This is a genomic window from Microvirga rosea, from assembly GCF_020595095.1.
Taxonomy (GTDB): domain Bacteria; phylum Pseudomonadota; class Alphaproteobacteria; order Rhizobiales; family Beijerinckiaceae; genus Microvirga; species Microvirga rosea.
Map to the genome: position 1 here is coordinate 13,736 of NZ_JAJDOP010000020.1, position 13,510 is coordinate 27,245.

At 57.2% G+C, this 13,510-nt stretch carries 11 protein-coding genes; 2 read left to right on the forward strand and 9 right to left on the reverse strand.

Annotation, left to right across the window (positions count from 1 at the left end; translation table 11 throughout):
- Nucleotides 1–214: 214 nt before the first annotated feature.
- From LJD17_RS22710 to LJD17_RS22740, 7 genes are all read right to left on the reverse strand, one after another.
- Nucleotides 215–727 carry a cytochrome P460 family protein gene (locus tag LJD17_RS22710; protein WP_227386485.1) on the reverse strand — a complete coding sequence of 171 codons (513 nt, stop codon included), beginning with the start codon at nucleotides 725–727 and terminating at the stop codon, nucleotides 215–217.
- Between the two features lie 22 nt (nucleotides 728–749).
- Nucleotides 750–1,820, reverse strand: a complete 1,071-nt coding sequence (locus tag LJD17_RS22715; RefSeq protein WP_227386486.1) for an alpha/beta fold hydrolase — start codon at nucleotides 1,818–1,820, stop codon at nucleotides 750–752.
- A 55-nt stretch (nucleotides 1,821–1,875) separates the two neighbouring features.
- The gene (locus tag LJD17_RS22720) at nucleotides 1,876–2,292 is read right to left on the reverse strand and encodes an organic hydroperoxide resistance protein (protein ID WP_227386487.1); all 417 of its coding nucleotides are present in this window, start codon (nucleotides 2,290–2,292) and stop codon (nucleotides 1,876–1,878) included.
- Nucleotides 2,293–2,325: 33 nt separating this feature from the next.
- Entirely contained in the window at nucleotides 2,326–3,600 is a 1,275-nt protein-coding gene (locus LJD17_RS22725) for an epoxide hydrolase family protein (protein WP_227386488.1), read from the reverse strand.
- Nucleotides 3,601–4,817: 1,217 nt separating this feature from the next.
- Nucleotides 4,818–6,236, reverse strand: a complete 1,419-nt coding sequence (locus LJD17_RS22730; RefSeq protein WP_227386489.1) for an aldehyde dehydrogenase family protein — start codon at nucleotides 6,234–6,236, stop codon at nucleotides 4,818–4,820.
- Between the two features lie 41 nt (nucleotides 6,237–6,277).
- Nucleotides 6,278–6,733 carry a nuclear transport factor 2 family protein gene (locus tag LJD17_RS22735; RefSeq protein ID WP_227386490.1) on the reverse strand — a complete coding sequence of 152 codons (456 nt, stop codon included), beginning with the start codon at nucleotides 6,731–6,733 and terminating at the stop codon, nucleotides 6,278–6,280.
- 501 nt (nucleotides 6,734–7,234) lie between these two features.
- Nucleotides 7,235–10,150: an ATP-binding protein gene (locus LJD17_RS22740; protein ID WP_227386491.1), complete on the reverse strand. Its 2,916-nt coding sequence runs from the start codon at nucleotides 10,148–10,150 to the stop codon at nucleotides 7,235–7,237.
- Nucleotides 10,151–10,351: 201 nt separating this feature from the next.
- Here LJD17_RS22740 and LJD17_RS22745 point away from each other — a divergent pair, with 201 nt between their 5' ends.
- Entirely contained in the window at nucleotides 10,352–11,542 is a 1,191-nt protein-coding gene (locus LJD17_RS22745; protein WP_227386506.1) for an MFS transporter, read from the forward strand.
- Here LJD17_RS22745 and LJD17_RS22750 read toward each other — a convergent pair.
- Entirely contained in the window at nucleotides 11,539–12,069 is a 531-nt protein-coding gene (locus tag LJD17_RS22750; RefSeq protein ID WP_319799725.1) for a DUF1348 family protein, read from the reverse strand. The two genes, LJD17_RS22745 and LJD17_RS22750, sit on opposite strands and share 4 nt — an antisense overlap.
- Nucleotides 12,070–12,103: 34 nt before the next feature.
- On the opposite strand from LJD17_RS22750, the gene LJD17_RS22755 reads away from it, so the two are divergent.
- Nucleotides 12,104–12,370, forward strand: coding sequence for a hypothetical protein (locus tag LJD17_RS22755; RefSeq protein ID WP_227386492.1), 267 nt, complete (start codon nucleotides 12,104–12,106; stop codon nucleotides 12,368–12,370).
- 400 nt (nucleotides 12,371–12,770) lie between these two features.
- On the opposite strand, the gene LJD17_RS22760 is transcribed toward LJD17_RS22755, so the two are convergent.
- Nucleotides 12,771–13,457, reverse strand: a complete 687-nt coding sequence (locus LJD17_RS22760; protein WP_227386508.1) for a TetR/AcrR family transcriptional regulator — start codon at nucleotides 13,455–13,457, stop codon at nucleotides 12,771–12,773.
- Nucleotides 13,458–13,510: the final 53 nt, after the last annotated feature.

Genomic DNA, 13,510 nt, shown 5'->3' on the forward strand with positions numbered 1-13,510 from the left:
GAGACAGGATTGGACTTCGCTTTCGGCAATCCGCCGATGAATGGGCTCGCGCCCCTCGCGGCGTTCAGTTCAGCGGGGATGGAAGGACCACGAGGCATATTAACCTTGCAGCCTCTTTGCGACAGATCTTAATCATCGAGGGGACGCTGAGAATGGCAGGGTCTCTATCTTCGATAAGCCCAACGTCGTCCCCCGGCACTCAGCAAACACGCGATCATTGTCCGTACCGGGTGAAGACGTAATCATGCCCTCGAACGCGAGCCTCATGGCAGGCGAAGCAGGTTTCATGCTGCGCCTCGTTCACCGGCTTGCCCGCGATGAAACGTCCGAATCCCCAACCGCCAGAGGTCGCATATTTCTTGGAATCCTTGACCATGACCTGGACCGTTGTAGCTGCCCCAGGAACTGAGGCCGGCTCGAACTCAGGCGACTGGATCCGCTTCCATGCGAGCTTCACGAGCACAGTGCCGTCCGGAAACGGCAAGGTATCGGCCCGATAAGCCTCGATTGCAGTGGAGTTCCCGACAACCGCGCGAAGCTCATTCAAGGGATCACCCTCTAAGGCGGGTGCCACAAGCTTCCAGTCGCGATAGCCGTCTGGTAGCGTCACTCCGTAGATCGGTGAGGCGTTCGAGGGGGGCGGATCCCGTTCTGCCCCCACCACGGCCAAGCCCGTTCCGGCGGAAACCACTGCGAGCGCCCCCAGCGCGATATAGATGGGTTTCATCAAGATGCTCCTCGCCTGGGATCTAGAACCGATCGACATCGATAACCGCCTTTGCAAAGGCTTCGGGCGCCTCCTGCGGGAGATTGTGACCGACCCCGCCGGTGATTAGCCTATGTTCATATTTCCCGGTGAATTTCTTAGCGTATGCAGTTGGGTCGGGATGTGGGGCACCATTGGCGTCGCCTTCCATCGTAATCGTAGGCACGTGGATTACCGGAGCTTTGGCGAGCACGTTTTCGAGCTCATCGTACCGGCGCTCGCCCTCAGATAGGCCAAGCCGCCAACGGTAATTGTCGATGACGATAGCGACATGATCCGGATTCTGGAACGACTTCGCGCTACGCACAAATGTCTCCTCGGCAAAGTTCCAGTGAGGTGATGCAAGGCGCCATATCAACTTTGCGAAATCGTCGGTGTACTTCGAATATCCCTCGCGGCCGCGAGCAGTAGCAAAATAGTATTGGTACCACCATTGCAGTTCAGCTTGGGGAGGCAGTGGCGCTCGGTTTGCTTCCTGGCTTCCGATGAGATACCCACTGACCGAGACCATGGCGTTGCAGCGATCCGGCCAGATTGCAGCGATAATGTTCGCGGTACGCGCGCCCCAATCATACCCGCCAATCGTCGCCTTCTGAATACCGAGGGCGTCCATAAATGCAATGATATCAGCCGCAATGGCAGCCTGTTGGCCGTTGCGAACAGCTTCATCAGACAGGAACCGCGTCGTTCCGTAACCACGCAAGAAGGGGACGACAACGCGATAACCCGCCTCTACGAGGATCGACGCTGCATCGACATAGCTGTGGATGTCGTAAGGCCAACCGTGCAATAGAATGACGGCAGGGCCGTCGTCGGGACCTTCCTCGGCATAGCCGACATTCAAAAGTCCGGCCTTGATCTGCCGAATGGCTCTGAATGATCTTTGCGACTGGGAGTGTCCTCCGGCCGCCGGCCGCTTTTGGTCCTCTTGCGCATCTGCGATTGCTATCCCACCCAAGTGTGTAGCGGCAAAAGTCGCGGCAGCGATACCGAACAGGCGTCGACGGTCGCGGTTGATCGGGTCAGCAGCTGAAGTTGTGTTCATTTGATTCATCTCCGTTTCACTACAGTAGCTAAAGTGCCTAGACTGGCCATCCACTCGCGCAGAGCTAGTTGACTCGAATATCAACCTCGACGTTGTTGCGTGTAGCTTTTGAGTATGGACACGTCTGGTGGGCGGCCATCACAACCGCCTGGGCGATCTCATGATCCAAACCCGGGAGACTTATGTTAAGACGCGCGCTTAGGAAGAAGGTGCCATCCTGAGTATTAAGATCAATCTCTGCGTCGATTGCTGTGCTGGCAGGCAAGGCGATATTCATCTTGTGCGCCGCAATAGCCATCGCGCCTTCGAAACAGACTGACCAACCGGCGGCAAACAACTGCTCCGGGTTAGTCCCGGCACCGACACTCCCGGGCGTTGAGAGCCTGATGTCCAGTCGGCCGTCGGAGCTCCGGGAAGATCCTTCTCGTCCGCCTATTGTGCGCACAATCGCCGTATATAGCTTTTTCGGTTGCGTAGTCATTGGGTTCAAACCTCCTGCAAATCGAGTTTCCGATCAGCGCAACAACCGGAACGCCGCTCTCACTTCTTGGGTGAAGATCTCCGGCTGTTCCCAAGCCGCAAAGTGCCCGCCCTTCGTGGCGTTGTTGAAGTAGACTAGATTGTGATAACAGCGTTCAGCCCAGCTCCGCGGGGCAGCGTAAATTTCGCCTGGGAATACGGTGACGGCGACCGGGAGCTCAGTGATATCAACGGCATTGAAGTTGTTTGAATGATCTTCCCAGTAGATTTGCGCTGATGAGACACCAGACGCCGTGAGCCAATAGAGCGAGATATCATCGAGCATCTCATCTTGCGTCAGAACCCGCTCGGGGTCGCCACCGCTGTCGGTCCACTGAGTGAACTTTTCGTAGATCCATGCCGCAAGGCCCACTGGCGAATCCACCAACGAATAGCCAATTGTTTGCGGTCGGGTGACCATCATGGCGGAGTAGCCCGAGCTATCCTTGTAGAACCTATCAAGGGCATCAAAGGCCTTCCTCTCGTCGTCCGCCAGGTCCGCCGGAGCCGGCCCCTGCGCGGCGAGGATGGCCGCGACCTCTCTGGGGACAGTTCCTGGCATGTTGACGTGGATTCCAGCGAGTCCCTGCACCCGTTGCAACGCCATACGATGAGAGATGACGGAACCGCAGTCGCCACCTTGCGACACGTAGCGGCTGTATCCCAAGCGCTGCATTAGTACCGCCCACGCGCGGCCGATCCGGCCGGAACCCCATCCAGGCCAGGTTGGCTTGCCTGAAAAGCCGAATCCGGGAATTGACGGCACAACCAGATGAAAAGCGTCGTCTGCGCTGCCTCCATACGCGACCGGGTCGGTAAGTGGGCCGATCACCTTCATGAACTCCAGGATCGATCCCGGCCAGCCATGGGTCATAATCATCGGGAGCGCATTTTCGTTAGGAGAACGAACGTGGATAAAGTGGATGTCAAGGCCGTCGATCTCAGTGATGAACATTGGCAGCTCGTTCAAGCGCGTCTCGATGTTCCGCCAGTTGTACTCTTTCATCCAGTGTCGGATGAGTTTCTGGAGTTTCGCCAGCGGCACACCCTGTGACTGGTCTGTAACGGTCTCGCGGTAAGGCCACCGCGTTGCAGCAAGCCGCTGGCGAAGATCGACGATCGCGTCGTCTGGAACGTCAACGTAGAAGCGGACAACGGCGTCGTTGTTGGAGGATGCACGCACCTTCGACGTGTAGACGCTTAAGGCGCCAAGGGCGGCTGATCCAGCAAGCATTTGGCGCCGCGAGAGCGTTAAGGACGGTGCAATCATGATCATTCTCCAAACGTCAGAAGAGACGCTCTTACTGGTTCAACAATACAGAGAGATCATCCGGATTACCCGTTATGCGGTGTGATGGAATGTTAGCGCTCGTCAGCATTCTCAAGTCGAAAAGCGCGCTGATCTATACTGAATCTAGCGGGCGCTCGTGACAGCTTCTGAAGCGATAGACGAAAGGGAGCGCAGGTCGCGTCGGGAAAACTTGGTATATCCCGGTCACTCCGATCGCTGAATTGAGGTCCTAGCGAGCGCTCCAGGACAGCAATCGATCTGCTGATCATTTCGTCGGATCCACCACCTCGTATCCATTCGATCATGCAAGTTTTCTGTGCACGAGTACCCGCAGATTTTTCTTCTGAAGGGGCAGAAGGGTCACAGGCTCGGAGTTCTGGAGATCTTTAGTCGGCGAGGGAGCTCACAGGCTCAATTGCCGTTAGGCAATCAGATAAGCGTCAATCGGAGTGGTGCTTATTATACCTCAATACATGCTAGGCACGCTAATCCGTCTCGATAGACGTGCCTGTGCTCACCAACCTGCGGTGCCTTGGATCGACGGTGTTCACAAGGCGCGTTCCAAGAGCTCGGTTAAGAGGGTGTGTCGTTTCAGGCGCGGGAGGAGGCCGAGTGTCCCGCAAGTATTCGCCCGTATGACCATTCCCCCAGTTAGCATGGTATCGAGGGAATACCCTGTTCAAAGCACTGGCGACGTGCCCCCGTGCGCGTCCGGGCTTCTGAGTCTTGGGTGGGCTGTGCCTTTAATTTGCGCGGTCACGTTACCCGCTGTCAGGGCCAATCCCGAGCGGAAGGTTGGATTGGTCCAGGGTGAACGAGAAAAACTCCTTGCACATCGCCCGCTCAAAGAGATTATTCGTAGGTCTCCGCGAACTCCTACCTTGCTTAGCCTGTGAGGTCTCGACCTGCGATCTGAAGGACGTGATGCCTTACGTGCGCTCGATTGCGCCATCCCGGAAAGGCTCTATTCCGGAAAGGCTCTTTCGCGTGTCAGTTGGCTCGGGAAATTCTTACACCTGCGGAAATGCGGGAGATGCTACACCGTGACGACCTAGCGCGTGTGCGCCTCGGCCCCCGTGGAAAAGCCGAGGGATTGAACCTATCGGGGATTAATGCTCGTTGTAGGCTTGATGTACATCGCGCTCAGCCTTGTGACCGCTGGCACGGTTGCAGGATAGGCGCCGCCCCTGCGAGGATCAGGATCCAATCACGGCCTTAATTTCTAAGTGATCCTCGATGCCATACTGCCCATACTCGCGTCCAATGCCTGACTCCTTGAAGCCTCCAAACGGCGCAAGTGGCTCATGTCGAAGCGTGTTGATCGCCACGCGCCCAGCGTCAAGACGAGCTGCTACGCGGTGTGCCCGCCCTCTATCTCTACCGATCACATAGGCATGCAAGCCATAGGGGGTATCGTTTGCCAAGGCGACGGCATGATCCTCATCATCGTAGGGAATTATGCACAGGACGGGTCCGAAGATTTCCTCTCTGGCGATGACCATATCATTGGTGACATTGGTGAATATCGTCGGCTTGACGAAGAAGCCACGGTGTAACCCATCAGGTCTTCCCTCTCCTCCGGCAACAAGACGAGCGCCTTCCTTGATGCCGCTCTGGATATAGGTTTGAACACGCTCGAACTGCCTCCGGTTTACAAGCGGGCCCAGGGTTGTGGACGGATCCCTGGGATCGCCCACAACGACATTCGCCAGGGCAACCTTGATTGCTTCGGAAAATGCTTCAGCCTTAGCGCGTGGAATCAGTATTCTTGTACCGGCTATGCACGATTGAGCATTGTTCAAGAATCCAAAGGAAAGTGCAGCGTGTGCGGCGGTGCTCAGGTCAGCATCGTCCAGCACGATGGTTGGAGACTTGCCACCAAGCTCGAGTGTCACTCGCTTCAGGCTGGGTACGGCCCCGCGCAGGATCGATTTCCCCACGGCCGTTGAACCAGTGAATGATATTTTGCGAACGTCTGGATGGCTGGTTAGAGCCTCGCCGACGACCTGTCCCAGCCCAGTTACCACGTTGATCACGCCGGCGGGCGCACCTGCTGCATGCAGGCACTCTGTAAAAACTTGATTCTGCCTGGCGCTATATTCGCTTGGCTTTACAATAACTGGGCATCCTGCCGCAAGCGCTCCTGCCATTTTCACGCTAATAGCATTGTACAAGCTGTTCCATGGAACGATGTGAACTGCAACTCCGGCGGGCTGCGCGATGACCTCGGCCTCGCCAACCTTGCGCGAAAATGGAAAGTCTTCAAGAATTCGCGCTGCATCTTTGAAGTTCCCGGCAGCGAGACCAGCCCGCCACCGCGCCTGCTCAATGGGGCCTCCATACTCGGCGATTGTCGCTTCTGTTAGCTCGTCCGCGCGGGTCTCGACAGCTCTGCTGAGCTCATGCAGAAGTTCAATTCTCTCCTTCTTAGTCGACTGGGAGAATGTCTGAAACGCCATTGACGCACTTTTCACCGCTCGGGCTGCATCCTCTTCATCTGCCAGTACCACAATTCCGCTGGCCTCCTCTGTTACGGGATCGAACAGCCGAAGCTCTTCACGCCCATGCGTTGGCTGGAATGCGCCCCCGATGTATGTCTGTTCGAATCTTTGCATCCCTCAATCTCCTTGTCGCCAAAGTGGTCTTGAAAGCGCTGTTACAAGCAGCGTTTTACGTCGCTGTAACGCCAGCGCACGGTGCGGCGAGTGATCTGCCACACGCCATCCTGACTAATGAACTCCAGACTGTAGCGCCCCCCTTTGGTTTCCCTTAGGCGGCCGGCGGTGACTTCCACACGTGCAATTTCAACGACCACGTCGATTGATGCCGACGCATGCAATTCGCTTTGGTCGACACAAATGACAGGGTTCATGAGGATGTGGTGTGTCCAGTCAGTGCGAGCGAGCCGAGCTATCGCGGCGTGGGCATAATCGTCGGCGGAAATTTGGAGGAGCTTGCCTTCGACATTCGTGGATACCGTTTGGGCAAGGCATGCTCGGTAGGACGTCTCGTCCCGGTCATCTGCAGCCTGCGCGAGGCGGGCAACAAGGTTCCGAATGGCAAGGTCATCGATGGCGGTTCTCCACGTCGCTCTTGACGTCGGGCTAGCCATGTCAATACTCCGGTATCTGATAGCGAGGGCGTTTGATCGTGGCGCCCTCCGTAGCGAAGTACGCCGCACCGCCAGTTGTTACGGTAGTCCGCGTGCTATTAGCTGTCGTCTTGGCATCCCATAGGTGGGATGATTTCCCCGTCTGCAACGCGAATAGCGAACTAAGATGATGGCTTCTGCTATGGGACGTACGCTTGGGCCTGTCGGGCGAAGGCTCTACAGTCGGCTTGGCGACTAAGTCTGCCCTACCCTGTCAGATCAGCTTGTGCCTTATGAAAGAAACTGGTTTCTGCCGCCATCACCGAATGGCTGGTTGATGCGCAGCCTGACAAGTTGAGGAATTCCTTCAACATGGAGACAACAAGCAATTGACTCACGAGAACTGCTCCTAGCCGCTGAGTGTGAAAGGAGAGTGCAGGGATCGCGGGCTTGAGGCTAGTTAGGCAGTATGAGCCGACACAAGCTTCTGTTAGCAAGCAAGATGGCTGGCCCGGCAGGAGGTTATCCCGTATAGCCTAGCCGTTTCAGAGTACTATCAGCCGATAGCATGTCCGCGGTATCGGCACCTTCTGCAATCTGGTAGCGCAGCGCTGCGAGGAGCGAGGCGCCTTCTCCGGCACGACCGCTGGCACCAAGCAGCTCGGCAAGATCGATTGTGGCGCGCAGTTCCCACGCGCGCGCGCCCTGTTCCGCGCCAATGTCTATTGATTGGCGCAGCAGCACCTCGCAAGCGTGGATATCTACGGGAGCCGTCCTGCCCAGGACGAAGGCCTTCAGTCGCAGTAGCTCAGGCATCGCGAGGAGCTCGCCGTTGCCATTGCATCGCTGAATGGCGTTATCGAGCACCTCAAGCGCCTCGACCGGACGGCCATTTGTAGCAAGACCCTCTGCAAGAACCATTTCGAGCGAGGTGGTCATGAGTTCGTAACGCGCTGCATGAACGCGAGCGAGGCTCTCCTCAATGGACCCGAACCCCTCCGTCGACTGGCCGCTAGTGATTGCAAGCGCTTCCCGGAGCCCAGGTGTAGCGGCCATGTACGGGCCAAACGCATTGATCTCCGAGCATTTGGCGAATGCCTCGAGCGTCGCCGCCGCGTGTCGAAGGTCACCCCTCCAGCTGTAGACTGAGAGTGCCCATATCAGCGCGATGCAGTAGGTCGGAGCATGATCGAGCCGCAATGCTTGAGTTACTGCTTCGTCCGCATGAGCTTTTGCTTGATTAGGGTAGCCCAGAAGCCAAAGGGTTCGGGCGAGACCGATGCGGGAGCGATTACGATGATCGAAGCCGTAATGAATCGTCCGCGCGCGGTCAGAAGGGAGACTGTTCCGAAGTGCCTTCTCGAATTCTTGCCGAGCATCGATCTGTCGTCCAGCGAGATGAAGTGATATTCCGGCCAGGGATGCGGCCACGGCGATGGCTTCAGGCTCGTTGATGACTGCCGCAACCTCAACGGCCATTTCGGCCCAACTTTTCGCGGTTGCAAAGTCGCCGATGCGTTCGTGAAAAATGTGAAGCCTGCCCAGAATGCGCAGTTGGCTGCAACCGTCCTCAAGTTCAATCGCGAGTGTCAGTGCTCTTCGAAGTGCTGCTTCCGCGGCCTCACTATTGCCGCGCGTGAACATAAGCGCCAAACCGAGTGCCGCCTGCAACTCTATTTCGGTTTGTGTAGCCTGAAAACGCTCCCCTAGATCTTTAATGGCGCGCGCGCACCACGTGCGACATTCCACTAGGAGAGAGAGGTGCAAAAATGCTTCTGCAGCCTCTGCGGCGAGTGGGACTGCGATCTCCCGGTCACCTTGGTCACCGAAACTCCATTCAAGGGCACCGCGAATGTTGCCGAGGCGCCCAGTCCCTTTGGCCACGACCTCACCGATCGGCTGGTCCCATTTCTCTAGCAGATGAAGATAGAATGCTGCGTGGCGTCGATGGATTTCACGGACCAGGTTGGGCTCCTGCTTCTTGAGTTTTTCACGTGCGTAGGCACGGGTCATCTCAAGCAGGCGATAAGAACCCGTGTTGCTCGAGTGATTTGGAGACACCAACGACTTGTTTGTGAGTTCGTCGAGCGCTGTGGCCACTAAAGTCGCATCGAGGGTCTCATCCGCGATGACGCTGATGGCCGCTTCGATATCGAATGGTCCAATGAAGACAGAGAGGCGTTCAAGAGTCATTTTCTCGCTCTTGGACAGCAGTTCGTAACTCCAGTCGAGGGCAGCCTGAAGCGTCTGATGCCGTGGCCCAGCGGTGCGTCGACCCATCCAACCTAAACTAAATCGCTCATCGAGCAGGCGTGCCGTGGCCTGAAGGCCGTGCGAAGCAACGCGGACAGCGGCGAGCTCGATTGCGAGTGCCATCCCGTCGAGTCGTCGGCATATATCAGCGATCAACCCCGCGGCTTCCATGTCGACAACGAGGGCGCTACCGCCCGCCCGAGCCCGCTCGATAAAGAGCTCGATCGCAGGATAGGCGAGCAGTTCGTCAAGTCCCGTGGCGTCGGCATCGCTGGGGTAGGCAAGCGGTCCGAGCCAGTGGACATGTTCCCGCGACGTCCGTAGCGGCTCTCGGCTGGTTGCAAGGATATGGACGGACGGCGCGCCGGCCGAAATGCGTTCTACAATTGACGAGATCGCATCAATGACATGTTCGCAATTGTCGATGACCAGCAACAGCCGCTCTTCCCGGATGTGCCGCAGGACGACCATCATCGGATCTTCGACCTGGACCGGAATGCCTAAAGAAGTGGCAATCGCGGATTCGACCAGCGCTGGATCCTCTAGCAGGCTGAGGTCAACGAAGGCTGCATTGCCGCCAAAGGCGTCCAGGGCGGCGTAAGCCATTTCGACAGCGAGCGTAGTTTTCCCCACTCCGGCGGGGCCCACAATCGTGAAGTGCTGCGTATGAACAATTCGATCGCTAAGCCAAACTATGTCGTCCGATCGCCCAACAAGACGGGAGGGACGCGGAGGTAGCCGCCTCGACGTGAGGGTGGCATCAGAGGCTATGGACTGAGTTTCAGGTGCGGCTGTCTCAGATAACGAGGCCGCGACGGAAACTGGAGCGACGAACGCATAGCCCACTCCAACCTGCGTTGCGATATATCGTTTACCGTTCTCGCCGTCACCTAAGATCTTCCGGAGCCCCACCATATGGAAACGCAAGCTCCCGTCATCGACGACGACATCGGACCAGACACGGTTGAGCAGTTCGCGCTTTGACAAGACCCGGCCAGGTTGCTCGACCAATGCTACGAGCAGATCGAACGACCGTCCGCCGATATCGACGGGAACGCCATTGCGCGTCAGCAGACGCGCCGAGGGCATGAGGCAAAAGGGACCGAAACTGATCCGTGCCGGGTTTTCGGGTGAGATCATGTCCAAAGCCTGTAGCATTTCCGTGGGGCGGTTGTTCCCAGACATGGCGAGCTCTTGTCAAACCAGCGTTCTTCCGGCAGTGCATGACGCGCTCCCACGCGGGCCGAATATATCGCGCCGACATCGCCGGTCTCACGTTAGTCCCTGCTAGACGTTGTGAGCTGGCGGCGATCTGGCCGGTAAGTTTCTATACAGGAATGCAAAGTCATGGTCTATCGGCGCTATGGGCCCCTCTGGTATCGCACGATGGATGGGAGAACCCGCCGCGCCTTCTGGACATCCTATGCCGGGTTCGGCCTCGATGCGATGGACGTTCAGATCTATGCCTTTGTCCTGCCGGTGCTGCTCAGCGCTTGGGGACTAAGCCATAGCGAGGCGGGATTGCTGACCACCGTCACACTCATCTCGTCCGCATTAGGCGGCTGGATGGGCGGCTTGCTTGCAGATCGCTTCGGCCGCGCGCGGATGCTGACAATCACGATCTTTTGCTTTGCGGTTGCAACCTCTTTATGCGGATTGGCGCGCAATGTGGAAGAATTGTTCGTCGCGCGTGCTTTGCAGGGCCTCGGCTTCGGTGGCGAATGGGCAGTCGGGGCGGTCTTTATCGCGGAAATGGCATCGAGTAAGTCGCGCGCCCGCGTTGTCGGGATCGTCCAAAGCGCCTGGGTTGTTGGATGGGGACTGGCGGCGGCAGTGTCCGCCGTAACGCTGGCAACTTACGGACCAGATATTGGATGGCGGATCGCATTCATCGCGGCAAGCATCCCTGCCATCGTTCTTTTCGCATTCCGACGTAAATTGACCGAGCCCGAGATGTTTGTGGGCGGGCGGCGTAAGACGTCCTGGCACCACATTTTCACCGGCGACGTGCGTCGGTCGACCCTGCTCGGATGCCTGTTGGCTACCGGTGTGCATGGTGGCTATTGGGCTTTGGCGACCTGGTGGCCGACAATGCTGCTGGCGGAACGTGGAATATCGCTGACGGGCGATAGCCGATATTTCGTTTCGCTGCTTGCTGGCGCTATGGGCGGTTATGTGTTCGGCGCATGGTCCGGTGACCGCGCCGGACGGCGCACGACCCTGGCTGTTTTTGCGCTCGGGGGAATAGCTATGGTCTTGGCATATGCGCAGTTCGGCGCGTCAGACCGGATGCTTTTGTTCTTCAGCTTCCCGCTCGGCTTCGTCGCCCTGGGCATGTTTAGTGTTACTGGCCCCGTGCTGTCAGAGTTGTTCTCGACCAATGTGCGTGGTTCAGGCCTAGGGTTTTGCTACAATTTCGGCCGCGGAGTGGCAGGTTTATCGCCGTTGCTGATCGGCACTAGTGCTGGCCACATTGGGATTGATCTGGCCCTAAGCATCGCTGTCGGCACTGCCTATGGGCTCGTCATTCTTGCCGCGGCGCTTCTGCCCGAGACGCGGGGTCGGGTACTCGACTAAAGCCCGAGTTCGAGGAGCGATGGGTAATCGGCTGGCCGCCCCCCCACATCCCAGCGGAGCTTGCGCTCATATTCCTCGATCGGATGCTCATTTGCATTTGTCAGACGCAGGCTGACGAGACCATGGTCGTCGCAAAGGCAATTCTCATTTCCGTAGACCCGGTACCAAGTTCCGCTGTCGTCTCGGAACTCGCACGCAAATCGCACCGCAATCCGGTTACTGTTCCACGCCCATAGCTCATTCAGGAGGCGAAACTCGAACTCTCGACGCCAACGACGGCCAATGTATGCACGAACTTGTTCACGGCCCCAGATATGATCGGAACGGCATCGCCATTGACATCCAATCGTGTGACTCAGGGCGATGGCGTCCAAGTTTCTAGTGTTCCAGGCATCCTCCGACTCACGCACCAATTGGCGAGCGGTAACTTCCAGCATGGTTCCGTTCCATCCCTCACCCGCGAGCATTTCGCCCTCTGATATGGTTCGAGCGGCGATCGCGCATTTGCCATGGCCGGCACGATTCATCCGTCCGGCGTGAGCTGGGAGGATTAGCTATCCCATGGCATTCGTCCAGTTAGAGCCTGTTAGATTGCGTGATATACGCCTGAAACTGGCAATGATCATTTTTGTTCGCATCACGATCTATGACTTGGCAATAATCAACCGTTGGCTGCGCATCTTCGCTGATGACGATTTCAGGCTTGGGATCGCATTGAAAACTTCGAACTCATCAGAATTGAGCTTGCCATCACGGTCCGGCTCAAACCTCGTGAACGCGTTGTTAAGCATTGTGGCCAAGGGTTCGATCTATCGACATCTGTCATGACGTTTTCTTTGGTTTCACAGATCAACGGGGCAGAACTAGCACGCCGTACACAGAGTATTCCGTTGGTTGTGCGAGGCTGTGCGACCGCGGCTCCTTTTGAGTTTTCGAAGCCCTATCTCGCTGCAACATTAGCAACACTGAGAAAAGCGGTTACCATGCACCTGTTTCGATGATCCTCTTGTTTCCCCACGGGCCCTGATTGAGAAGGGTGCCGGACTTAGGCGTATATCGCCGAACAGTGTCGTTGATTTGGTGCATTCCAAGAAAGCGGCCTTGCCGCCGAGCTAATCTGTATTGGGTGCCTACCTACGACACTTATTGGGCCGTCCGGATAATCCCAGGCATGCGTCCGCATGTTCCCGGCTCTAGTGCCTCTACTATGGGAGCATCGTCCAATTGATCAGCCGCTCTTCGTGCCATCGGCTCGCCCACTAATCGGTGCGAGATTCCGAAGATCTCCTCGTGTCGCCACAACGAACACAGCCCAGCGTTGATCAAACAGTTGTTGCGGCGTTCGCTCGTCACACGACGCTTCATCCCGAAGACGCACGCGATTGTTGGCACCTTCCAAAAGGTCTACCAAGATTTCGCAGATTGTGCCCGGCTCCCCGGCCCCAATAACCCCAGCGGCTTGTGCTGCGCTGATCGTGTCGATCAGCGGCTGAAGAGCCGCCTGTGACCACTCCGAAAGCCTTTTACGGAGTGTAGGTGAGAATGCAGCCTCGGCACTGACTGAGAGGTAGAATGCTGCATAGTCGCGTGACGATCCGAACTCAAAGTAGCGCTGTGCGGTTCGCCGGACGGCCTCAAGAGGATCAATGGTGTCTCGAGACACCGACAGTAACTCCGAGCAAAATCGACGGATGTCCCGCTGAACGACTGCATCCAGCAGAGCTGCCTTGTTCGAAAACCGGCGATAGATAGTGTGCTTTGAGACCCCGAGGTGCACAGCGATTTCTTCCACCGAACTGTGTGACACACCCTTTTGGCAGAAGAGCGTTCGAGCACCATCGAGGACAAGATTGTCCAGAGCTGCCGCTTGTTCCTTAGTTGGCCGTCCGCCAACTCTGCGCCCATTTGCACCCATCGCTGACCAAAATTGAAATTCTGTTTCATGAATAAACGGCGCGGCCGCGTTGC